The following is a 22,182-nucleotide window of genomic DNA, read 5'->3' as shown; positions in this document are numbered from 1 at the left end:
ACGGGACGGCCACCGTCCCCAGCGCCACCGGGACGGCCACCGTCCCCAGCGCCACCGGGACGGCCACCGTCCCCAGCGCCACCGCCCCCGCCGCCCACAGCTACGCCGCCACCGCCCTCGCCCAGCTCGCCCTGCGCTGCCTGGCCCGTGAGGCCGGCACCGCCGGCCTGCTGCGCTACCGGCTCGCGCCCGTCCGGCCCGGCGGCCCGGACGCCCCGGGCGGCCTCGTCCTGCTCCCCGAGCCCGTCGCCGACGGCGGCCTGGCCTGGCGGCTCGACCGGGTGGTGGAGGCCGATCACGCGGCGCCCTGGCTCGCCGGCTTCGCACCCGACGCCGCACACCCCCTGGACGCCCTGCTGTCCGGGCTCGGCGGCCCCGACCCCTTCCGCCGCTTCCGGCGCCTCCTCGACACCGGCCTGATCACGCCCGTACCGCCCTGGCGGCGTGACGGCGATCCGGTGGCCGCCGTGGCGGAGCTGCTCGCGGACCATCCGGACGACGGGATCGCCGCCGAGGTGCGACGGCTGCGGGACTCCGCCGCCGCCCTCGCCACCGCCGACGAGGGGGCGCGCACCGAGACGCTCACCCGGGCCCGCCACACCGCCCGGCGCTGGGCCCGGCGGGCCGGCCTCGACCGCTTCGACTCCGGGGAGGTGCTGTACGAGGACGTCGCCAGCGACCTCGCCCTGCCCGATGTCCTCGACGTGCCGGAGGTCCGTGCCGACCTGGCCGAACTGGGCCGCCGCATGCGCCCGTTCCTCTTCCGCTCGCACCTCTACGACGTGCTGGTGGACCGCTTCACCGCCGAGTACGGTCCGGGCGGGACCTGCTCCGACGTGCTCGGCTTCCTGATGCGCGTCGCCGTGGACGGCGACTCCCAGCCCGACCTCGACCAGGCATCCGTCGCCGACCGCGCCGCGCGGGGGACCGCGGGGGAGCGTGCCTGGCTGCCGGTCGGACCGAGCAGCGCGCCGCCCGCCGCGGCCGTGCTGTTCCAGCTCGCCGCCACCGGGGAGCGGGCCGTGCGCGACGGCGACTACCGGCTGGTCGTCAACCAGTTCAACCCGGGCACGGGCGGTCTCGTGACCCGCTTCGGGCCTCTCCTCGGCGAGGGCTTCCGCGACCGGCTGCGCGACCACGTCCGCGCCTGCTGGCCCGACCGGACCTGCCGGGAACTCGTCCTGTGGACGGAGATCAACACCGCCCAGTCGCGGTCGGCCGGCCTGCTGCCGCCCCTGCTGCTGCCCGGCGAGACCCCGGCGGCCGACGGACTGGACCTGGCCGACACCGTCCTCACGCACGACCCCGGCCAGGGCACCCTCGCCCTGCGGGACCGCACGGGCGCCCCGGTCGGCCTCGCCTACCTCGGGCTGGTCCCCCCGCACCTCTTCCCGCCGTTCGCCCGGCTGCTCGCCGTCCTCGCGGACCCGTGGGTCAACGGATCACCGCACTCGGACTACGTCCTGCCGTTCGGACTCCAGGAGCAGCGCCGCGACGAGGTCGTGCCGACGGCGCGCGCCACCTTCGGCCGCGTCACCGCGTCCCGCGCCTCGTGGGTCGTCCCGGCCGCCGAGCTGCCGGTGCCCCGGCCCGGTGAGAGCGACGCGGAGACCGCGCTGCGCGCCGAGGAGTTCCGACGGGCGCACGGGATACCGGAGGAGGTCTTCTGCCACCGGCTGACCGGCTTCGGGCCGGGCGAGCACGACACGGACCGCAAGCCCCTGTGGGTCTCGCTGGCCTCCCCGCTCTCGCTGGCGGTGCTGGCCCAGTGGGCCGGCCCGGCCACCGGCCACCTGCGGCTGGTCGAAGCGCTGCCGGGCAGGTCCGCGCATCCGCTGCGGGACGCGGCGGGCGGCACGCGGGCCGCCGAGCACATCTCGCTGCTGCGCTGGCGGCGGCCGGAGGAGGAGGCATGAGCGTGACGGTTCCCGAGCGGGACTGGTGGTACGTACGGGTGTATCCGGGCGGTCCCCGGCTCATGGACGCGGCGGTCCGCACCCTCGTGCCGTGGCTCGCCGAACGGGCCGGACGGCTGGGCAGCGAGGAATGGTTCTTCCTCAGGTACTGGGACGCCACCGGCCACCACCTGCGGCTGCGGCTCCGGGCCGGGGCCGACGCGGTGGACGCGCTGGACGGCGCCGCCCGCGAGGAGCTCACCGGCCTGCTCGACGCGCTGGAGGAGCGGCCCGGGGACGCGGTCGGCCTGCTGCCCGGCGCGCTGCCTCCCGGCTCGCCGGCCCGCGGTGTCACCCCCGCGCTCTACGCACCCGAGCTGGGCAAGTACGGCGGACCCGATGGCGTGGCCCTGGCCGAGCGCGTCTTCCACCTGGACAGCGCGTTCTGCGCCGGACTGGACCTGGCCGCCCTGCCCCGGCGGTACGAACGGGCCGCCCACGCGGTCTACTTCGCCCGCGCGCTCGTCGCCCGGGTGCTGACCGAGGAGGAGCGGGACGTCTTCTGGGTCCGCCACCGCACCCGGTGGGGCTGGCAGCTGCGCATGGCCGCCGGCGGCGAGCAGCTCCGGCCCCTGCTCGGCGGCGTCGCGGCCGGTGTACGGGCCCAGGGCGTGCCCGCGCCGGGCGTGCGCGAGCGCGTCGACGCGCACGCCGACGCGCTGGCCGACCTCGTCCTGCGGGCCCCCGGCCCCCGGGACCACCAGCTGCTCCACCACCTGCACATGGTGATGAACCGGCTGGGATTCCCGCCGGGCGAGGAAGCGGCACTGGGGATGCTGGCAGGGCAGACTGCCAGGAAACCGGCCTCCGTTGCCGGCCCGGTGCCCGTATGAGAGGAACACCCGAGATGACTCTGGCAGGCGATATGATCCTGCTCGCCTTCGACACGGACGGCGGCGGGCTTCCCGTCCGGCAGTCCCTCGCCCCGGCCGTGCGCGGGGCGCTGCTCGCCGAACTCCTCGGCGCCGGGGCCCTGGTGGACGAGTCGGGCACGGCCTCGGCCGTCGGCGAGGCTCCGCGGGACGCCGCGCTCCGGCAGGTGTGGCAGCGGGTCTCCGCGGAACCCGGCCGGAAGTGGCTGCACTGGGTCCGCAAGGACGGCCGTGAGTCGATCCACGAGGTGCTGCGGGGCCTGGAGAAGGACGGGCTGCTGGAGCAGAGCACCAGCCGGGTCTTCGGGGTCTTCCCGCTGAACCGGGCCGCTCTCACCCCGGACGGCCTCACCGCCGCCGGTGAGGTGCGGGCCTCGGTGGCCGCCGCGGCCGAGGACCGTGCCGCCGAAGCGGACGGCGCCACGGCCGGTGGCCGGGCCGCACTGCTCGCCGGGCTCGCCCACGCGGGCGGGCAGCTGTCCACCGCCCTGCCCGCCGACCGGCGCCGCCTGCTCAAGGACCGTCTGACGGCTCTGTCCGAGGCCGCGGCCCCGGTGTCGGCGGCGGTACGCCGGGCGGTGCAGGACCTCCAGGGCGCGGCCGTCTCCTAGGGAGTGTCCGGAAGGTGGCGGCGTCCGCCCGAAGGACGGGGCCGCGGACGCCGCAGCCCCGGCGCCGCTTTCCGGACACGGCCAAGCGGCGGGGCGCAGGAGCTGCGGCGGGCGCCACGGCGGGCCCGGTGGGGTCGCCGCCCTGGCCGGCGCCCCGTCAGATCCAGCCGCGTTCGCGCGCCAGCAGGGCGGCCTGCGGGCGGCTGGAGGCGCCCAGGACGCGCAGGAGGTCGGCCACGTGGCGCCGGTAGGTCCGCACCGACATGCCCAGGTCCCGTGCGCCGATCTCGTCCTTGCCGACGTGGCACATCGACTTCAGGACCTCCCGCTCGGTCTCGGCCAGCCCGCCCGGGCACTCCTCGGTGTCCGCGATGATCGCCGACAGGTCCGTGGCCTGGCACCAGATCTTCTCGAAGAGGGCGAGGATGCCGGAGACGAGGCCGGTCTCGCGGGCCACCAGGGCGCCGCGCGAGGTGTCCTCGGGGTCGATCGGGACGAGGGCGGTGCGCCGGTCGTAGACGAGGATGCGCTCGGAGAGGTCGTCCGCCGCCCGTATCTGCGCTCCCTTGGCGGTGAGTTCGCGCAGGTATCCCACGGTCAGCGGATCGTCGAGGGCTTCGCGCAGGACCACGTTGCGGATCCGGACGCCCCGGCTGAGACAGCGCATGTCCAGGGGGCGGGAGTGCTCGATGTTCTCGGGGGTGAGCGCGGTGTACGGCTCGACGGAGAGGATCTCCTCGCGGGCGAAGAAGGCGAGGTCGTCGATCCGGCTGCGGATCTGCGCCACGTTCTCCATCCGCTCGACGGACTGCGGCGAGGCCAGCGCCGGGCACTGTTCGTCGCGCAGCTCGGCGACCAGGTGCCGGGAGCGGGTGACCTCCTGCAGCTCCAGGTGCAGTTCGCGCAGCCGCAGGTCGGTGAGCCGGTCCACGACGATCGCCGGATCGGTCGGGCAGACGGTCTGCCGGCCGGTCGGATACAGCAGCCCGAGCTCGCGCAGCCGGGCCTGGGCGACGGCCACGGCCTCGCGGTCGGCCCGTAGCAGGAGGTGGATGTCCCCGTCCGTGGTGTCGGGATTCCGCAGGAAGTGGCGGTAGATGCTCTCCTCGAGTTCGGAGAGCCCCAATACGCGCATGCCTGTTGCCACCATCTCGAGCCCCCCGCGCTCTGTGTACACACCGGCGCCGCGTCGCGTTCCGCTGGTCAGGCGGTCGTCGCCACACGCCCGGATGGTGGGATGGATCGTAATGCCCTGGCAAAGAGGCCGCACGGTGGCCTGATCGCGATGTGACGCGGATCACGCCGCCCACAGTGACGTCCAGGCGCCGCTGGGTCACCGTCGGCGGGCGCGTCTCAGCGGGGGATCCGCGCCTGCGTGGGCGACGCGGAGCCGGCCCTGGGCGTGTCGGTCGCCGTCGCCCCGGTCGCCTGCTCGCCGGCCGCCTTCACGCCGGTGGTCTCGATGCCGGTGATGTTCACGCCGGCGGTCTCCATGCCGGCGGTCTCCACGCCGGCCGCCTTCTCGCCGGTCGTCGGCGCCTCTGCCTCGGGCTTCTCGAGCGGGGTGGCCCGGGCCATCGCCGTCCGGGCCGCCGCCGTGACGTCGGCGCGGCTCCTGCGGGCCGTGCGCAGCGCGTCCCACGTCAGAAGCGTCAGCGCCAGCCACACCAGCGAGAAGCCGGCCCAGCGCTCGGGAGGCATCGCCTCGTGGAAGTAGACGACACCGAGGCCGAACTGGAAGACGGGCGCCAGATACTGCAGGAGCCCCAGGGTCGACAGCGGAACCCGGATGGCCGCCGCCCCGAAACAGACCAGCGGCGCGGCCGTCACGAGGCCGGTCGCGGCGAGCAGGGCCGCGTGGCCCGCGCCCCGGGTGCCGAAGGTGATGTCGCCGTTCGCGCCGAGCCAGAGCAGATAGCCGAGGGCGGGCAGGAACTGGACCGCGGTCTCGGCGGCCAGCGACTCCAGGCCGCCGATGTTCACCTTCTTCTTCACCAGGCCGTAGACGGCGAAGGAGAACGCCAGCATCAGCGAGAGCCAGGGCGGCTGCCCGTAGCCGATCGCCAGGACGAGCACGGCCGCGCCGCCGATGCCGACCGCCGCCCACTGCACGGGCCGCAGCCGCTCCTTGAGGAGCAGCACGCCCATGGCGATGGTGACGAGCGGATTGATGAAGTACCCGAGGGAGGCCTCGACGACCTGGCCGGAGTTCACGGCCCAGATGTAGCCGCCCCAGTTGACGCTGATCACGGCCGCGGCGACGGTGATCAGACCCAGCTTGCGGCGGTCGCGCAGCAGTTCGCGCAACCAGCCCCAGCGCCGCAGCGCGAGCAGCGCCACACCGACCACGAGCAGCGACCACACCATCCGGTGGGCGAGGATCTCGATCGCCCCGGCCGGCTTCAGGAGCGGCCAGAAGAGCGGGACGAGCCCCCACATCCCGTAGGCGACGATGCCGTAGAAGAGCCCTGCTCGTCCCTCGCTGTGCTTGTCCACGAAAAAGCTCCCGCCCTGCGCCCGCGCCGTCCTGTCGACGGTAGCGCCGCACAGGGCGGGCTGTCATGTCCGTACCGCGATACGGTCATGACTTTCGCGTCAGCGGGCCGCGAGGGCCTCCCTGATCGTCTCCGCGACGGGGGTGGTCGGCCGCCCGATCAGCCGGGACAGGTCGCCGTTGCGCCGGGCGAGGCTCCCGCGACCGATGGCCCGGTCGACGTCCACCAGGATCTCGGCGAAGGGCAGCGGGACCCCCGCGCCGGTGAGGACCGACAGGTGCGTCTCGGCCGGCACGTCGCTGTACGCGATCTCCCGGCCGGTCTGGCGCCCGACCTCGGCGGCGTACTCGGCCAGCGACCAGGCGACGTCGCCGCTCAGCTCGTACGCCCGGCCGAGGTGGCCCTCGCCGGTCAGGACGACCGCGGCGGCGGCGGCGAAGTCCGCGCGGGCGGCGGACGCGATCCGCCCCTCGCCGGCGTTGGCCACGACGGCGCCGTGCGCCAGGACGGGGGCGAGGTTCGCCGTGTAGTTCTCGGAGTACCAGCCGTTGCGGAGGAAGGTGTACGGCAGGCCCGAGTCGAGGATCAGCGCCTCGGTCGCCTTGTGTTCGTCCGCGAGGGTGAAGTCGGCCTCGGGGCCGCCGAGGACGCCGGTGTAGGCCAGCTGGGCCACCCCCGCCGCCTTGGCGGCGTCGATCACCGCGGTGTGCTGCGGCACGCGCCGCCCCACCTCGCTGCCGGAGATCAGCAGGACGCGGTCACCGGCCTCGAAGGCGCCCGCCAGCGTCTCCGGACTGCTGTAGTCGGCGACGCGCAGCTCCACGCCGCGCTCGGCCAGGTCAGCCGCCTTCGCCTTGTCGCGGACGACGGCGACGACGGACTCGGCGGGGACCCGGGTCAGCAGCTCGTCGACGACGAGACGGCCGAGCTGTCCGGTGGCTCCGGTGACGACGATGCTCATGGCGTTCACTCCTGGAGGGGTTCGTGCGGGCACGGGGCGATGCACTCACCGTAGGGTGGGCGCCAACTATTCGAAAGTACCCACTTTGAAGTAAGGTACTGGTATGCGAGTAAGTGTGGACGGAGTCGGAAGCGGGGCGGGGGGCGTCGGCCCGGGAGCGCCCGCGAACGAGGCGGACGGTGCCCGGCGAGGGGACGTCAAGGACCCGATGTGCCCCTCGCGGCTCGTCCTGGAACACGTCACCAGCCGCTGGGGCGTGCTGATCCTCATCGCCCTGCTCGAACGCTCGTACCGCTTCGGCGAGCTGCGCCGTGAGGTCGGCGGGGTCAGCGAGAAGATGCTCACGCAGACGCTCCAGACCCTGGAGCGGGACGGCTTCGTGCACCGCGACGCCAAGCCCGTGATCCCGCCCCGGGTCGACTACAGCCTCACCGACCTCGGCGTCGAGGCCGCACGTCAGGTCGCGGAGCTGGGCCGGTGGACGGAGCGCCGGGTCGCGGCGGTGCTGCGGGCCCGCGCGCGCTACGACGAGGAACGTCGCGAGGCTGCCACCGAACAGTCCCAATGACGTCGCATCCTGGGCGTGTTGACGGTTCCTCGGCGTACGATCCGATCACCATCTGGGGAATGTGTGAGCGTGCGTGGGGGATTCGTGACGTTCAGATACCGAAGAGTGCTGCGCTCCTGCTGCGCCTTACTGGCGGGCGGACTGATCCTGACCGGCTGCGCGACCGACGGCGGGAACGAACGGTCCGACGGCAGACCGGATCCGAGCACGGCGGCGACGCCGTCCGGTGAACCGGCGCCCAGCCCCACACCCACCCGGCTCGGGTTCACCGCCGACCCGGCACGGGCGCCGAAGACCACGGCCGACGCCAAGAGGCTCGCCCTCGCCGTCGTCGCGGGACCCGACTCCTGGGGCCCCGACTTCGTCGAACGCACCCCGTACCTCAGTACCGACGACCACTGGCCGGTCCTCGGCCGGGGGTGCGTCTGGGAGGCGGGCGTCCGCCCGTCGACCGTGCTCTACAGCGTCACCGCCTCCAGCGAGATCCCCGCCGGATCCGGCAGGGGACAGCTGCGGGTCTCCTCCACCGTCACCGTCCACCGCACCGAGACGGCCGCCGACTGGGAGATGGCCGAGACCCTGGAGGAGGCGCTGCGCTGCCCCGAGCAGGGCCTGCGCGACGGCGAGCGGATCACCAAACTCATCTCCATCGGCAACCCCTTCGGCGTCGGCGGCAACTTCACCGCCTCCGACTCGCTCGGCGAGATGGGCCGCTACCACAACGACGCCGCCAAGGACGGGCCGAACGGCCAGAAGTACGCCTGGTACCAGTCCCGGGTCGGCCAGGTCACCGTCGCGGCCGTCGTCAAGGGCGCGCCCGGCCACACCGACAAGGAGATCGACAGCGCCCAGGTCCAGGCCCTCGTCGCCATGATCGGCCGCGCCGAGAAGCTGCTGGAGGCCCAGTCGTGAACCCCTCCGAGAACCCCGAGAACCGAGAGACTCCCGAGAACCGCGAGTCCTCCGGGAGCGCGCGGGGACCCCAGAACCACGAGGCCCCCGAGGGCCGCGGAACGGCCGGCGGATCCGAGCGCCGCCACGCCCTCGAAGGACCCGGACACCCCGTCACCCCCGCCGGCTCCGAGAGCCCCGCGAGCCAGGACGGACCCGAGAACCCCGTGCACCCCGACGGCCCGGCGAGACCCGAAGTTCCCCCGAGACCCGAAGGCCCCCCGAGCCCCGCCGATGCCGCCGCCGGTGCAGGCAGCGGCGCAAGCAGGGGCGCAAGCGCGAGCAGCGGCGCAGGCGCCGGCGCTCCGCCCGCCCGCGAGCCCGGCGCCGTCCAGCGGCTGGCACCCTCCGACCCGTCCTCGCTCGCCGGATACCGCCTCCTCGGCCGGCTCGGCGCCGGAGGCATGGGCGTCGTCTACCTCGGCCGTACCGACAACGGCGAACTCGCCGCCGTCAAGGTCACCCACGCCGACCACGCCGACCAGCCCGACTTCCGGGCCCGCTTCCGCCGCGAGGTCGAGGCCGCCCGCCGTGTCTCGAGCCCCTGGGCCGTCCCCGTCACCGGCGCCGACCCGGACGCCCCCGAGCCGTGGATGGCCACGGCCTTCGTCCCCGGCCCCTCCGTCGGCGAGGCCGTCCGCGCCCACGGGCCCCTGCCCGAGCGGAGCGTACGGATCCTCGGCGGCGCACTGGCCCGCGCGCTCGACGCCGTCCACGCCGCAGGGCTCGTGCACCGGGACGTGAAGCCGGGGAACGTCCTCCTCGCCGTCGACGGCCCCCGCCTGATCGACTTCGGCATCGCCCGGGCGGCCGAGGAGACCGCGCTCACCTCCACCGACATGGTCGTCGGCACGCCCGGCTTCCTCGCCCCGGAACAGGCCGAGGCGCGCGGCGCCGACATCGGCCCGGCCAGCGACGTCTTCGCGCTCGGCTGCCTCCTGGCGTACGCCTCCACCGGCCGCCCGCCCTTCGGCGCGGGATCCGTCGACGCGCTGCTGTACCGCACGGTCCACGACGAGCCGGACCTCGCCGGCGTACCGGACGGGCTCCTGGAGACCCTGCGGGCCTGCCTGGCCAAGGACCCGGCCGCGCGGCCGACGGCACAGGGGCTCGTCGTCCTCCTCGCCGAGGACGCCCCGGGCCCCGGCGGCGACTGGCTCCCCGCTCCCGTCGTCCGTACCATCGCCGAACGCTCGGCACGGATGCTGGCCCTCCCCGACATCGACGCCACCCGGATCGGCGAGGACGGCGGAAGCCCGCGACCGGGCGGCAGCAGGCGGAAGTTCCTGCTCCTCGCCGCCGGTGCGGCGGTCGTCGCCGGAGGCGGTGGAGCCGCCGCCTGGGCCGGACTGCGGGACAGGGGCGGCAGCGGCGGCGGTGGCGGTGGCGAACGGCCCTGGGTCATCGGCGTCCACGCCGACCTCACCGGCCCCGCCAAGGACATCGGCATCGCCCAGGAGCGCGGCGCCCGCCTCGCCGTCGAGCGGTTCAACGCCCGCGCGGACAAGCCCTTCACCCTCGAAGTGAAGGTCTCCGACGACGGCGGGGACCAGTACCGCGCCCTGGAGGCGGCCCGGCGGCTCACCACCGACCCCCGGGTCCTCGGTGTCATCGGCCCCACCTCCGACTACACCGCCCAGAACGCGCTGCCCGCCTACGACGAGGCGCGCATGCCCCTGATCATGGTCTCCCCGGGGCTCAACCTGCTGACCGCCGGCCAGGCCGAGGGCAAGGGCACGACCCTGCTGCGCGCCTGCCCGCAGCACCCCGTGGCGGGAACGTCCCTGGCCTACCACGTCCTGCACACCACGCCCAGCACCCGGCCGGGCATCCTCCAGGAGCGCACCGACGACTCGTACTCCTGGCAGTACGTCCGGGGCGTCGACTTCGGCTTCCGCTACGCCGAGGTCATCCCGCACCCCCGCGTCGTCCCCGCGGCCACCACGGACTACAAACGGGTCCTCGCCGAGATGATCGCGGAGGGCATGGACGCCTACGTCCACTGCGGCGTCACGGAGAGCGCCGTCCTCGCCGCGAAGGCGCTCGACGAACTCGGCTTCACCGGGATGAGGATCACCGGCCAGCACGTCTTCGGCCCCCGCTTCCCGAAGGAGGCCGGGTCCGCGGCGGAGGGCTGGATCATCGGCGCCCCCGTCGTCGACCCCACCACCAGGAAGCAGGCCGCGGCCTTCGTCGCCGCGCACCGCAAGCGGTACGGCACCGTCCCGGCCTTCTACTCGGGGGAGGCGTACGATCTCGTCACCCTGCTCGTCGCGGAGGTGGAGAAGGCCGTGAAGGCGGGCGGACCACCGGACCGCACCGCACTCGCGCCCCGGCTGCGCAAGGCCAAGTACGAAGGGGTCATGGGGGGTTACGTCTTCGACACGAAGACCGGCGACCTGCTGCCGGGCGTGGTGGGGACCTTCCTGTACGCCGTCGAGAACGGCCGCTACAAACCGCTGGACTTCGCCCCTTCGGGGCCGCCCAAGACCCGCCGGACGTGACCCGTGCAGCCCCTGCGCCCGGCCGATCCGTCGACGATCGCCGGATTCCGGCTCCTGGGCCGCCTCGGCGCGGGCGGGATGGGAGTGGTCTACCTCGCCCGCTCGGCCGGCGGCGCGCTCGCCGCGCTCAAGCTCATCCGGGCGGAGCACGCCGCCGACCCCGGTTTCCGTGAGCGGTTCCGCCGTGAGGCGAGGGTCGCCGAGTCGCTCGCGGGCCGCTGGGTGGTCAAGGTCCTGGGCTCCGACCCGGAGGCCCGCGAGCCGTGGCTGGCCACCGAGTTCGTGCCCGGCCCCTCGCTCGCGGAGGCCGTGGCCGTGCACGGGCCCCTGCCCGAGGCGACCGTACGGGCCCTGGGGCGCCGGCTCGCCGAGGCGCTGGGGGACCTGCACCGGGCCGGACTCGTCCACCGGGACGTCAAGCCCGCCAACGTCCTGCTCGCCCTCGACGGCCCGCGTCTGATCGACTTCGGCATCGCCCGCTCCGCCGGGGCGACCGCCCTCACCGCCACCGACGCGATGATCGGCACACCCGGCTTCCTCTCGCCCGAACAGGCCCGGGTCACGGGGGCGGGCGAGGTCGGCCCGGCGAGCGACGTCTTCTCGCTGGGCTGCGTCCTCGCCCACGCCTCGACCGGCCGCCGCCCCTTCGGTACGGGATCGGTGGCCGCCGTCGTCTACCGCACCGTCCACGAGGAGCCCGACCTCGACGGCCTGCCGCCCCGCCTGTCCGCCCTCGTGGGAGCCTGCCTGGCCAAGGACCCGGCCTCCCGGCCCACGGCCCCGGAGGTCCGGGCCGCCCTGAGCGGCTCCGGCGCCCCCCGCGACCCCAGAATCGCCTACCCCGCGGTCGCCGCCCCGCCCGCCGGCCCGTCCGATCCGGTGTCCGGGACCTCTTCCGGCACCGGGCCCGAGGGGCCGGCCGGAGACTGGCTGCCGCCCGGGCTGCCCGCGCTGATCGCCCAGCGCTCGTCCCGCGTCCTGGACCTGCCGGTGGCGGAACCGACCGTGCTGACCGACCCGCCCGGCCCCGCCGCCGGCCCGCCGTCGCGCCGCCGCTTCCTCGTCCTCGGCTCGGCGGCCGCCGTCGCCGGAGCGGGCGGACTCACCGCCTGGCTGGCCAACCGGCCGCCGTCCGCCCCCGCCACCGGCGGCCCGCCCGGCCCCCGGCGGACGTACGGCATCGGCGTCCAGACCGACCTCAGCGGCCCCCGCCAGGCGGACGGCCGCGCGCAGGAGCGCGGGGTGCGGCTCGCCGTCGAGACCCTCAACGCCCGCGCCGACCGGCTCTTCGACCTGTCGCTGACGGTGCGCGACGACGCCGGGGACCCCCGCCGCGCGGCCGAGGCGGCGAAGGCGTTCGTCGGGGACGCCGCCGTCATGGCGGTCATCGGCCCGACCAGCCGCGAGACCGTCGTCGCCGGCTCGGGGACGTACCACTCCAACCGGGTGGCCCTGCTGAGCGTCGCCATCGGCGTCGACCAGGTCGACATCGAGGGCCAGACCACCACGCCCACCTACCGGGAGCTGCGCGTCCACCAGGACATGCTGCTCATGCCGTACATCAGCGTCGTCCTCGTGCGGCGCGCCCGGCGGATGGCGGTCGTCCACGACCGCGCGGCGGGGGACTTCGCCTGGCGGACCGTCAAGTCCGTCCGGAGCAGCATGCTGGAGATCGACGGGACGACGACCGAGCACCGGGTGCCGGCGGCCGGCGAGGACTTCGCACCGGCGGTCCGCGAGGCCCTCGCCACCCGCCCCGACGCCGTGTTCTACGCGGGCGCCTCCCCGCGCAGGGCCGGCCTCTGCGCGAGGGAACTCGCGCGCCAGGGGTACACAGGACTGCGCGGCAGCGTCGAGTACGCCCTGGGCCCCGAGTTCCTCTCCGTCGCGGGTCCGGCCGCCGACGGCTGGTACTTCGGCACCACGTACGTCGACCCGGCGCTCGTCCCCAAGGCCAAGGCGTTCACCGCCGCGTACCGGACCCGGTGGGGCCTCGCGCCTTCGGCGCCGGTCGAGCGGTACGCGGCGGAGGCGTACGACGTGGTCCTCGGCCTCGGCGACGCTCTGCGGGAGCTGGTCGACACCCACCAGGGCATCGAGCGGGGGGCGGTGCGGGAGAGGCTGCGGGTCTTCCCGTACCAGGGCATCACCAAGACGTACGGCTTCGACCGCTCCAACCCCATCTTCTTCACGCAGACCAAGGAGATGTTCCTGTACCGCGTCGAGCGCGGGGTCCCGCGCTTCCTCGGGCAGTTCGAGAAGGCGGCGCAGGCGCAGAAGAAGACCTGAGGGGCGCGGCGGCCGAGCCGCCGCGCCCCTCAGGACGTACGCGCCGCCGCTATCCGATGACGGTCCAGGTGTCGTTGCCCGCCAGCAGCTGGCCCAGGTCGCCCTTGCCGCGCTGCTCGATCGCCGCGTCCAGCTGGTCGGCCATCAGCGTGTCGTACACCGGCCGCTCGACCGACCGGAACACCCCGATCGGCGTCTGGTGCAGCGTGTCCGGGTCCGCGAGGCGGGACAGCGCGAACGCGGTGGTCGGCGAGGCTGCGTGGGCGTCGTGGACCAGGACGGCGCTCTCGTTCTCGGGGGTGACCGCGACGACCTTCAGGTCGCCGGTCGCCGGGTCGCGGACGACCCCCTTGGCCAGGTCGGCGCCGAAGCGGATCGGGCGGCCGTGTTCCAGGCGGATCACGGCCTCCTCGGCCTGCTGCTTGTCCTTCAGGACCTCGAAGGCGCCGTCGTTGAAGATGTTGCAGTTCTGGTAGATCTCCACGAGCGCCGTGCCGGGGTGGTCGGCGGCCTGGCGCAGCACCTCGGTGAGGTGCTTGCGGTCGGAGTCCACCGTCCGCGCCACGAACGACGCCTCCGCGCCGATCGCCAGCGACACCGGGTTGAAGGGGGCGTCGAGCGACCCCATCGGCGTCGACTTGGTGATCTTGCCTACCTCGCTGGTAGGGCTGTACTGCCCCTTGGTCAGGCCGTAGATCCGGTTGTTGAAGAGCAGGATCTTGAGGTTGACGTTGCGGCGCAGGGCGTGGATCAGGTGGTTGCCGCCGATGGAGAGCGCGTCGCCGTCGCCCGTGACGACCCAGACCGACAGGTCGCGCCGCGAGGACGCGAGCCCGGTGGCGATGGCGGGGGCGCGGCCGTGGATGGAGTGCATCCCGTACGTGTTCATGTAGTACGGGAATCTGGAGGAGCAGCCGATCCCGGAGACGAAGACGATGTTCTCCTTCGCCAGTCCCAGCTCCGGCATGAAGCCCTGCACGGCGGCGAGGACGGCGTAGTCGCCGCACCCCGGGCACCAGCGCACCTCCTGGTCGGACTTGAAGTCCTTCATCGACTGGGCGGCTTCGGCCTTGGGCACGAGCTTCAGGAGTGACTCAGTCATCGATGGCCTCCTCGAGTGCCGTGGCGAGCTGCTCGGCCTTGAACGGCATGCCGTTCACCTGGGTGTGGCTGCGCGCGTCGACGAGGTACCTGGCCCGGACGAGCGTGGCGAGCTGCCCCAGGTTCATCTCGGGGATCACCACCTTGTCGTACCGCTTCAGCACGTCGCCGAGGTTGCGGGGGAAGGGGTTGAGATGGCGCAGGTGGGCCTGGGCGATGGGGCGGCCCGCGCGGCGCAGCCTGCGGACGGCCGCCGTGATCGGGCCGTAGGTGGAGCCCCAGCCGAGGACGAGGGTCGTCGCGCCGTCCGGGTCGTCGACCTCGATGTCCGGGACCTCGATGCCGTCGGTCTTGGCCTGGCGGGTGCGGACCATGAAGTCGTGGTTGGCGGGGTCGTACGAGATGTTCCCGGTGCCGTCCTGCTTCTCGATGCCGCCGATGCGGTGTTCGAGGCCGGGTGTGCCGGGCACGGCCCACGGCCGGGCGAGGGTGAGGGGGTCGCGCTTGTACGGCCAGAAGACCTCGGTGCCGTCCGCCAGCTCGTGGTTGGGGCCGGAGGCGAACTGCACGCGCAGGTCGGGCAGTTCGTCGAGGTCCGGGATCCGCCAGGGCTCGGAGCCGTTGGCGAGGTAGCCGTCGGAGAGGAGGAAGACCGGGGTGCGGTACGTGAGAGCGATGCGGGCCGCTTCGATGGCCGCGTCGAAGCAGTCGGCGGGCGTCTTCGGTGCCACGACCGGCACCGGGGCCTCGCCGTTGCGGCCGTACATGGCCTGCATCAGGTCGGCCTGCTCTGTCTTGGTGGGCAGGCCGGTCGAGGGGCCGCCGCGCTGGATGTCGACGATCAGCAGCGGCAGCTCCAGGGAGACCGCGAGGCCGATGGTCTCGGACTTCAGGGCCACACCGGGTCCGGAGGTAGTGGTGACGGCCAGCGATCCGCCGAAGGCGGCGCCGAGCGCGGCGCCGATGCCGGCGATCTCGTCCTCGGCCTGGAAGGTGCGGACGCCGAAGTTCTTGTGCCGGGACAGCTCGTGCAGGATGTCCGACGCGGGCGTGATCGGGTAGGAGCCCAGGTAGAGCGGGAGGTCCGCCTGCCGGGAGGCGGCGATCAGGCCGTAGGACAGGGCCAGGTTCCCGGAGATGTTCCGGTACGTGCCGGGTGGGAAGGCGGTGGTGGCCGGGGCGACCTCGTAGGAGACGGCGAAGTCCTCGGTCGTCTCGCCGAAGTTCCAGCCGGCCCGGAACGCCGCCACGTTCGCCTCGGCGATCTGCGGCTTCTTGGCGAACTTCTGCCGCAGGAAGGTCTCGGTTCCCTCGGTCGGCCGGTGGTACATCCAGGAGAGCAGCCCGAGCGCGAACATGTTCTTGGAGCGCTCGGCCTCCTTTCGTGAGAGGCCGAACTCCTTGAGCGCCTCGATCGTCAGCGTGGTCAGCGGTACCGGGTGGACCCGGTAGCCGGCCAGCGAGCCGTCCTCCAGGGGGGAGGTGGTGTAGCCGACCTTGGCCATGGCGCGCTTGGCGAACTCGTCGGTGTTGACGATGATCTCGCCGCCGCGCGGCACGTCCCCGATGTTGGCCTTCAGCGCGGCCGGGTTCATGGCGACCAGGACGTTCGGGGCGTCGCCCGGGGTCAGGATGTCGTGGTCGGCGAAGTGCAGCTGGAACGAGGAGACGCCCGGCAGCGTGCCGGCGGGGGCGCGGATCTCGGCGGGGAAGTTCGGCAGCGTCGAGAGGTCGTTCCCGAAGGACGCCGTCTCGGAGGTGAACCGGTCACCCGTGAGCTGCATGCCGTCACCGGAGTCGCCCGCGAAGCGGATGATCACCCGATCGAGTCGGCGTACTTCCTTGTCTGTGCCGTGGTGGGGCGCCGCCGGGGCGCTGCGCTGCTCCCCGACCAGGGCCTCACCGGCCTCGTTGCTGACCTGGCTGGTCACTGAACTGGACCTCCCTCGCGGCAAGGGTCTTCTCCGCCAGAGGCGGGAGAAGGCTCGGGGGACGGCCGGCGACCGGTCGCCCCGTGGCCCACCCTACGACGGTGAGGTGGGCCTTCCCGGGACTTCTCGCATGGTGGACCTCTCCGTGAGATGCCCTCTTGCCCTGGATTATGACGTTCTGCTGCTCCCGCTGTGTTGCCGGAGCATCACGCTCCGTTTATTTTCACGCCCCGGGGTGTCGCTTTCCGTCCACCCCTGTCTGACAGGGTGTCAGGTCCTCAGGACTTCAGGTAGGTCAGCACCGCGAGTACCCGGCGGTGATCCCCGTCACTCGGCGACAGCCCCAGCTTCAGGAAGATGTTGCTGACGTGCTTCTCCACCGCACCGTCGCTCACCACCAGCTGTTTCGCGACCGCCGAGTTCGTCCGCCCCTCCGCCATCAGGCCCAGCACCTCCCGCTCGCGCGGGGTCAGGTTGGCGAGGACGTCCTGCTTGCGGCTGCGGCCCAGCAACTGCTGGACGACCTCCGGATCCAGCGCCGTACCGCCCCTGGCGACCCGGACCACGGCGTCGACGAACTCGCGGACCTCCGCGACGCGGTCCTTCAGCAGATAGCCCACGCCCCGGCTGGAACCGGCCAGCAGCTCCGTCGCGTACTGCTCCTCCACGTACTGCGAGAGGACCAGCACCCCGACCCCCGGGTACTCCTTGCGGAGCCGCACCGCCGCCCGCACGCCTTCGTCCGTATGGGTGGGCGGCATCCGCACGTCCGCGACGACCACGTCCGGCAGCGCGTCCTCGCCGGCGAGCTCGGCCACGGTCTTGACCAACGCCTCGCCGTCCCCGACCCCGGCGACGACCTCGTGCCCCCGGTCGGTCAGGAGCCGGGTCAGCCCCTCCCGGAGCAGCACCGAATCCTCGGCGATGACCACCCGCACTCTGTCCGCCACGTCTTCCACGCCCACGACCCCGCCGCCCTCAGTTCCGATGTTGCGATGGTGCGATCTTCCGATGCGGTTCCAGCATCGCAGGAAGAGGGACGCGGGGGAGCGGGATCGGGTTCAGGGCCGGTGCGGGCTCGGGGAGCGGTACCGCGTGCGGTCGAGGGCCGGTGCGGGCTCGGGGAGCGGTATCGCGGCGGGGCCGGGAGCGTGAGAGGGGGCTGGGCGTGGCGACGGTAGCGGGATACGAGGCCCCGGACCGTGACGGGGTCCAGGGCCTCGTGGGACGGATCGTGCGGCGGCCTCACGCCCGCCACGGCAGCTCGGCCGTGACCGTGGTCGGACCGCCGCCCGGCGAGTCGACCGCCAGGATCCCGTCGACCGCGTCGAGCCGCTCCGTCAGCCCGGCGAGACCACGGCCCACGGCGACGTCCGCGCCACCCCGGCCGTCGTCCCGGACCTGGAGCAGCAGCCGGTCGCCCGAGCGCCAGACCTCCACCGAGGCGCGTCGCGCCCCGGAGTGCTTGGACACGTTCTGGAGCAGCTCGGAGACGGTGAAGTACGCGATGCCCTCGATCGCCGGGACCGGCCGGGCCGGGAGATCCACCTCCACCGAGACCGGGACCGTGCAGCGGGCCGCGAGGGAGGACAGGGCCGCGTCCAGCCCCCGGTCGGTCAGGACCGCCGGATGGATGCCCCGGGCCAGGTCGCGCAGCTCCTGGAGCGCGGTCTTCACCTCGCCGTGGGCCTCCTCGACCATCCGCGCCGCCGCCCGCGGGTCCTCGGCCAGCTTCTCCTTCGCCAGACCCAGGTCCATGGCGAGGGCCACCAGCCGGGCCTGGGCGCCGTCGTGCAGGTCCCGCTCGATCCGGCGCAGGTCGGCGGCGGCCGTGTCCACGACCACGCCCCGGTCCGACTCCAGCTCCGTGACCCGGGTCGCCAGGCGGGACGGGCCGAGCAGGCCGGACACCATCAGCCGGTCCACGGCGGCCAGCGCGCGGATCACCCATGGCCCGACCAGCACGAAGAGCAGGCCGGCGGCGCTGGTGACCGCGATCTCGAAGGGCGAGTCCAGATAGAAGTCGTGCGTGCCGTCGCCGTACAGCTGGAGGCCGTCCTGTCCCGCGTACATCGGGAACACCCACTGCCACAGCGGGTACGTGAACAGGGACCAGCCCCAGGCCCACAGCGCCAGCGACACCGAGAAGGCGAAGACCGCCCACGGGAAGTGGAGGACCGCGTACAGCAGGTGCCGCCAGGAGGCCCCGCTCTTCAGCGTCGCCCCCATCCACGACATCGCCCCGCCCGTACGGCCCCGCACGGGCTCGGGCGCCCCGACGCGCAGCCCGAGCAGACCGCGCGCCCGGGCCCGCTCCACCGCGCCGAAACCCCGGCACATGGCGAGACCGCCGGCCAGGACCGGGATGCCCAGGAAGGTGATCAGCAGACCGGCGCCCGCCGCGACCATCGCGATCGAGAGGGAGAAGTACAGGACGCTGAGGGGCAGCCCGAGTATCAGGTAGCCGAACTCGCGCCAGGTACGGGCCTCGAACGGCGCGCGGATCGCGGCGGGGAGACGAGGGGTGGCCATCGCTGGTGTCCGTTTCTGCTCGGGAGAGGTCGCTGGGTGGGGCCTGGCGGGCGGGCCGCGCGGTCGGGCCGTGGGGCGTGGCCCTGCGGTCGGACTGTGCGGGCCCGGACCGGGGCCCTCGGCGGACGCCCTGTCCTCCTGGCTCAAGACTTCCGGTCCGGGACGCGCCGGACCATGAGGAGAGTGGGCGTCCTCAGGCGGGGGTTTCCCCTACCTTCCGGGGCCGTGGCGCTTCGAGGCCGAGGCTCCCGGGGTTGTGGAGGCGTCGGGCCGAGGCTCCCGGGGGCGTCGCGCCGTCCCGGCCGGCGGGGCCCGGGCTCCCGGTGCCCCGGCTCCCGGTGCCCCGGTGCCCCGGCCCGCCGGCCCGCCGGAGTTCAGGAGACGGCGGATCGCTCCCGCCACGGCAGCTCCGCCGTGACCGTCGTCGGGCCGCCGTCGGGAGAGTCGAGGACGAACAGCCCGTCGACCGCCCCCAGCCGCTCCGCCAGTCCCGCCATCCCCGAGCCGCCGTCCAGCCGGGCCCCGCCCCGGCCGTCGTCGCGGACCTGGAGGAGCAGCCGGTCGCCCCGGCGCCATACCTCCACCGAGGCGGAGCGGGCCCGCGCGTGCTTGGACACGTTCTGGAGCAGCTCGGAGACGGTGAAGTACGCGATGCCCTCGATGGCCTCGGCCGGGCGCCGGTCCAGATCGACGGTCACGGTGACCGGGACCGTGCAGCGGGCCGCGATGGAGGAGAGGGCCGCGTCCAGGCCACGGTCGGTGAGGACCGCCGGGTGGATGCCCCGGGCCAGGTCGCGCAGCTCCTGCAGGGCCAGCTTCACCTCGCCGTGCGCCTCGTCGACCATCGCGGCCGCCGCCTCCGGGTCCTCGAGGAGCTTCTCCTTCGCGAGGCCGAGCCCCATGGCGAGCGCCACGAGCCGGGCCTGGGCGCCGTCGTGCAGATCGCGCTCGATCCGGCGCAGGTCGGCGGCGGCCGTGTCCACGACCACGCCACGGTCCGACTCCAGCTCGGCGACCCGCCGCTCCAGCTCGTCGGAGGGCGAGAGCAGACCGCGGACCATGGCCCGGTCGGCGTTGGTCAGTCCCCGTGCGATGAAGGGCAGCACGGGCCAGAGCACGATCAGCGCCACCAGGGTCACCGCGAACGTCAGGACGCCCCAGGGCAGCCGGATGAAGCCGTACAGGACCGTCCGCCACGCGACCGGATCCTTCAGCGCCGTCCAGAGCCAGGCGAGGAAACCGTGCCGGCGCGGCAGCGGACTGGGCTCGTCCACCCGGACCCCCAGCAGCGCACGGGCCCTGGCCCGCTCGGCCCGGCCGATCACCCGCGCCCCCGCCAGCCCGAGGGCGAGGAGCGGCAGTCCGATCACGGTGACGGACAGGCCCACGCCGAGGAGGACCGAGACCACCGTGTAGACGAAGCCGACCAGGGCGTACGGCAGATTGACGAGGAGGAAGAAGACCTCCCGCCAGGTCTGCCGGCCGTAGGCGAGGCGCGCGGGCGGCAGTCTGTCGCTGTCGGGGCTATCGGTGTCGACGCTCATGGCCCCCAGCCTGCCGGTCGGGGGTCCGGCCACGCCATGGGGTTCGTGGGTGAGCCCGGGTGGGGATATCCCCACCCGGATTCCCCGGGCCCCCGCCCCGGCCGCCGCGCGGACCACTCCTTGACACGACCGCTTACCTGCTCTTTGACAGGGCCTAGACTCCCGTGCGTACAGATCGTCGACACGGGCAGGGAGCGAGGGGTGGACGTGCCGGATCCGACCGTACGGACGGGACTCGCGGCGGACTACTTCCAGACGTACTCCGTCGTCGGGCTGCTCGCCGTCCTCGGCGTGCTCTTCGTCGCCGTCGCCTTCGGCGCCGGCCGGCTGCTGCGGCCCGTCGCGCCGACGCCCGAGAAGCTGCTGACGTACGAGTGCGGCGTCGACCCGGTGGGCGAGGGGTGGGCACACACCCAGGTCCGCTACTACGTCTACGCTTTTCTGTACGTCATCTTCGCCGTCGACTCGATCTTCCTCTTCCCCTGGGCGACGATCTTCGCGGCGCCCGGCTACGGCGCGACGACGCTGGTCGAGATGTTCGTCTTCCTCGGCTTCCTGGCCGTGGGACTGCTCTACGCGTACAAGAAGGGCGTCCTGTCATGGACGTGACCCCGCAGACCCCGCAGACCGCCCGGACCGCTTCGCGGGCGCAGGGACCGACGCCGCTGCCGGCCCCCACCCTGGGCCCCCTCGCCCGGCTCGCCCCCGAGCCGATGAAGGTCGTCCTGAACTGGGGCCGCCGCTACAGCCTCTGGGTCTTCAACTTCGGCCTCGCCTGCTGCGCGATCGAGTTCATCGCCGCGTCGATGGCCCGCCACGACTTCATCCGCCTCGGCGTGATCCCCTTCGCGCCCGGACCGCGCCAGGCCGACCTGATGATCGTCTCCGGCACGGTGACGGACAAGATGGCGCCCGCCGTGAGGCGTCTGTACGAGCAGATGCCCGAGCCGAAGTACGTCATCTCCTTCGGCGCCTGTTCGAACTGCGGCGGCCCGTACTGGGACTCGTACTCCGTGACCAAGGGCGTCGACCAGATCATCCCCGTCGACGTCTACGTCCCCGGCTGCCCGCCGCGGCCGGAGGCGCTGCTCCAGGGAATCCTGAAGCTCCAGGAGAAGATCGCCCGGGAGTCCCTGGGAGAGCGGTACTCGGGCCCCTCCGTGGGCCAGCTGACCAGCGGTCTGGTCACTCCTCCGCCGGGTGGTGGGAAGTGAACGCGTACGACACCCTGCCGGACTCCGTCACCGAGGTCTTCGGCGAGGAGGCGACGGCGGAACGGGCGTACGACCTGCTGACGGTCGACGTGCCGGCGGGGTCGTGGATCGCCGCGCTGGAGACCGCCCGGGACGAGCTGGGCTGCACCTTCTTCGACTGGCTGAGCGCGGTCGACGAGCCGGGCACCGGTTTCCGGGTCTGCGCGCACGTCGTCGCCCTGGAGGCCGGCTCCGTCCGTCGCCTGCTCGTGCGCACGACCGTCCCGCACGAGGCCCCCTCCCTGCCGACGGCGGTGGACGTCTACGCCGGCGCGGAGTGGCACGAGCGCGAGACGCACGAGATGTTCGGCGTGGCCTTCACCGGCCACCCGAACCTGGTTCCGCTGCTGCTTCCCGAGAACTTCGAGGGCCACCCGCTCCGCAAGGACTTCGTCCTGGCGGCGCGGGTCGCCAAGGCGTGGCCGGGCGCGAAGGAGCCGGGGGAGTCGGAACACGGCGGCCCCAAGCGCCGCCAGATGCTCCCGCCGGGTGTTCCCGACCCCAACGACTGGGGCCCCCTCAAGGGCCAGCTCCCCCCTGCCCCGGCCCGCACCCCCCGCCCCGCCCGCAGCCCTCGCCCCGCCCCCGGGACCCGGGCGGCCGGTCCGGAGGCGT

18 protein-coding genes are annotated in these 22,182 nt (G+C 73.7%); 10 read left to right on the top strand and 8 right to left on the bottom strand.

The window, feature by feature from the left end; genetic code table 11:
* The 3 genes from AB0K65_RS11015 to AB0K65_RS11005 form a co-directional block, all read left to right on the top strand.
* Positions 1 to 1,916, top strand: a 1,916-nt coding sequence (locus tag AB0K65_RS11015) for a lantibiotic dehydratase (protein ID WP_365715481.1), incomplete at its 5' end; no start/stop codon positions are given.
* Positions 1,913 to 2,788: a lantibiotic dehydratase C-terminal domain-containing protein gene (locus AB0K65_RS11010; RefSeq protein ID WP_365715480.1), complete on the top strand. Its 876-nt coding sequence runs from the start codon at positions 1,913 to 1,915 to the stop codon at positions 2,786 to 2,788. The genes AB0K65_RS11015 and AB0K65_RS11010, both read left to right, overlap by 4 nt.
* A 14-nt stretch (positions 2,789 to 2,802) precedes the next feature.
* Positions 2,803 to 3,438: a GPP34 family phosphoprotein gene (locus AB0K65_RS11005; protein WP_365715478.1), complete on the top strand. Its 636-nt coding sequence runs from the start codon at positions 2,803 to 2,805 to the stop codon at positions 3,436 to 3,438.
* A 157-nt stretch (positions 3,439 to 3,595) separates the two neighbouring features.
* Here the strand turns inward: AB0K65_RS11005 and AB0K65_RS11000 are convergent, their stop codons facing one another.
* The 3 genes from AB0K65_RS11000 to AB0K65_RS10990 form a co-directional block, all read right to left on the bottom strand.
* Positions 3,596 to 4,573 carry a helix-turn-helix transcriptional regulator gene (locus AB0K65_RS11000; protein WP_365715477.1) on the bottom strand — a complete coding sequence of 326 codons (978 nt, stop codon included), beginning with the start codon at positions 4,571 to 4,573 and terminating at the stop codon, positions 3,596 to 3,598.
* A gap of 218 nt (positions 4,574 to 4,791) precedes the next feature.
* On the bottom strand, positions 4,792 to 5,934 hold the full coding sequence (gene rarD / locus AB0K65_RS10995; RefSeq protein WP_365715476.1) for an EamA family transporter RarD: 1,143 nt from the start codon (positions 5,932 to 5,934) through the stop codon (positions 4,792 to 4,794).
* A 99-nt stretch (positions 5,935 to 6,033) separates the two neighbouring features.
* Positions 6,034 to 6,894, bottom strand: a complete 861-nt coding sequence (locus AB0K65_RS10990) for an SDR family oxidoreductase (RefSeq protein WP_365715475.1) — start codon at positions 6,892 to 6,894, stop codon at positions 6,034 to 6,036.
* A 208-nt stretch (positions 6,895 to 7,102) separates the two neighbouring features.
* On the opposite strand from AB0K65_RS10990, the gene AB0K65_RS10985 reads away from it, so the two are divergent.
* The 4 genes from AB0K65_RS10985 (at position 7,103) to AB0K65_RS10970 (ending at position 13,206) form a co-directional block, all read left to right on the top strand.
* On the top strand, positions 7,103 to 7,462 hold the full coding sequence (locus AB0K65_RS10985) for a helix-turn-helix domain-containing protein (RefSeq protein WP_365715606.1): 360 nt from the start codon (positions 7,103 to 7,105) through the stop codon (positions 7,460 to 7,462).
* Between the two features lie 84 nt (positions 7,463 to 7,546).
* On the top strand, positions 7,547 to 8,374 hold the full coding sequence (locus tag AB0K65_RS10980; RefSeq protein WP_365715474.1) for a hypothetical protein: 828 nt from the start codon (positions 7,547 to 7,549) through the stop codon (positions 8,372 to 8,374).
* Positions 8,371 to 10,917 (top strand): bifunctional serine/threonine-protein kinase/ABC transporter substrate-binding protein, encoded by a 2,547-nt coding sequence (locus AB0K65_RS10975; protein WP_365715473.1) that lies wholly within the window; start codon positions 8,371 to 8,373, stop codon positions 10,915 to 10,917. Before AB0K65_RS10980 ends, AB0K65_RS10975 begins: the two co-directional genes overlap by 4 nt.
* Positions 10,918 to 10,920: 3 nt before the next feature.
* A complete protein-coding gene (locus tag AB0K65_RS10970; protein ID WP_365715472.1) occupies positions 10,921 to 13,206 on the top strand; it encodes a bifunctional serine/threonine-protein kinase/ABC transporter substrate-binding protein in 2,286 nt (761 codons plus the stop codon).
* A 49-nt stretch (positions 13,207 to 13,255) separates the two neighbouring features.
* Here the strand turns inward: AB0K65_RS10970 and AB0K65_RS10965 are convergent, their stop codons facing one another.
* From AB0K65_RS10965 to AB0K65_RS10945, 5 genes are all read right to left on the bottom strand, one after another.
* On the bottom strand, positions 13,256 to 14,308 hold the full coding sequence (locus AB0K65_RS10965; protein ID WP_365715471.1) for a 2-oxoacid:ferredoxin oxidoreductase subunit beta: 1,053 nt from the start codon (positions 14,306 to 14,308) through the stop codon (positions 13,256 to 13,258).
* Positions 14,301 to 16,238 (bottom strand): 2-oxoacid:acceptor oxidoreductase subunit alpha, encoded by a 1,938-nt coding sequence (locus AB0K65_RS10960; protein ID WP_365715470.1) that lies wholly within the window; start codon positions 16,236 to 16,238, stop codon positions 14,301 to 14,303. Before AB0K65_RS10960 ends, AB0K65_RS10965 begins: the two co-directional genes overlap by 8 nt.
* A 278-nt stretch (positions 16,239 to 16,516) precedes the next feature.
* Positions 16,517 to 17,176, bottom strand: coding sequence for a response regulator transcription factor (locus AB0K65_RS10955; protein ID WP_365715604.1), 660 nt, complete (start codon positions 17,174 to 17,176; stop codon positions 16,517 to 16,519).
* A 307-nt stretch (positions 17,177 to 17,483) separates the two neighbouring features.
* Positions 17,484 to 18,770: a sensor domain-containing protein gene (locus tag AB0K65_RS10950; protein ID WP_365715469.1), complete on the bottom strand. Its 1,287-nt coding sequence runs from the start codon at positions 18,768 to 18,770 to the stop codon at positions 17,484 to 17,486.
* Positions 18,771 to 19,144: 374 nt separating this feature from the next.
* A complete protein-coding gene (locus AB0K65_RS10945) occupies positions 19,145 to 20,314 on the bottom strand; it encodes a sensor domain-containing protein (RefSeq protein WP_365715468.1) in 1,170 nt (389 codons plus the stop codon).
* Positions 20,315 to 20,521: 207 nt separating this feature from the next.
* Here AB0K65_RS10945 and AB0K65_RS10940 point away from each other — a divergent pair, with 207 nt between their 5' ends.
* From AB0K65_RS10940 to AB0K65_RS10930, 3 genes are all read left to right on the top strand, one after another.
* Positions 20,522 to 20,923, top strand: coding sequence for an NADH-quinone oxidoreductase subunit A (locus AB0K65_RS10940; protein ID WP_365715603.1), 402 nt, complete (start codon positions 20,522 to 20,524; stop codon positions 20,921 to 20,923).
* Positions 20,914 to 21,528: an NADH-quinone oxidoreductase subunit B family protein gene (locus AB0K65_RS10935; protein ID WP_365715466.1), complete on the top strand. Its 615-nt coding sequence runs from the start codon at positions 20,914 to 20,916 to the stop codon at positions 21,526 to 21,528. The genes AB0K65_RS10940 and AB0K65_RS10935 overlap by 10 nt, the downstream gene beginning before the upstream one ends.
* On the top strand, positions 21,525 to 22,182 hold a 658-nt coding region (locus tag AB0K65_RS10930; protein WP_365715465.1), incomplete at its 3' end, for an NADH-quinone oxidoreductase subunit C. The genes AB0K65_RS10935 and AB0K65_RS10930, both read left to right, overlap by 4 nt.

It is taken from the genome of Streptomyces sp. NPDC053755, assembly GCF_040677675.1.
Taxonomy (GTDB): Bacteria; Actinomycetota; Actinomycetes; order Streptomycetales; family Streptomycetaceae; genus Streptomyces.
This window is presented reverse-complemented; position numbering and strand designations above follow the sequence as displayed.

Excerpts from the sequence above, each read along its gene's own strand:
- AB0K65_RS11010 (WP_365715480.1), top strand. The coding sequence starts at position 1,913 with ATGAGCGTGACGGTTCCCGAGCGGGACTGGTGGTACGTACGGGTGTAT.
- AB0K65_RS11005 (WP_365715478.1), top strand. The coding sequence starts at position 2,803 with ATGACTCTGGCAGGCGATATGATCCTGCTCGCCTTCGACACGGACGGC.
- AB0K65_RS11000 (WP_365715477.1), bottom strand. The coding sequence starts at position 4,573 with ATGCGCGTATTGGGGCTCTCCGAACTCGAGGAGAGCATCTACCGCCAC.
- AB0K65_RS10990 (WP_365715475.1), bottom strand. The coding sequence starts at position 6,894 with ATGAGCATCGTCGTCACCGGAGCCACCGGACAGCTCGGCCGTCTCGTC.
- AB0K65_RS10985 (WP_365715606.1), top strand. The coding sequence starts at position 7,103 with ATGTGCCCCTCGCGGCTCGTCCTGGAACACGTCACCAGCCGCTGGGGC.
- AB0K65_RS10965 (WP_365715471.1), bottom strand. The coding sequence starts at position 14,308 with ATGACTGAGTCACTCCTGAAGCTCGTGCCCAAGGCCGAAGCCGCCCAG.
- AB0K65_RS10950 (WP_365715469.1), bottom strand. The coding sequence starts at position 18,770 with ATGGCCACCCCTCGTCTCCCCGCCGCGATCCGCGCGCCGTTCGAGGCC.
- AB0K65_RS10945 (WP_365715468.1), bottom strand. The coding sequence starts at position 20,314 with ATGAGCGTCGACACCGATAGCCCCGACAGCGACAGACTGCCGCCCGCG.
- AB0K65_RS10935 (WP_365715466.1), top strand. The coding sequence starts at position 20,914 with ATGGACGTGACCCCGCAGACCCCGCAGACCGCCCGGACCGCTTCGCGG.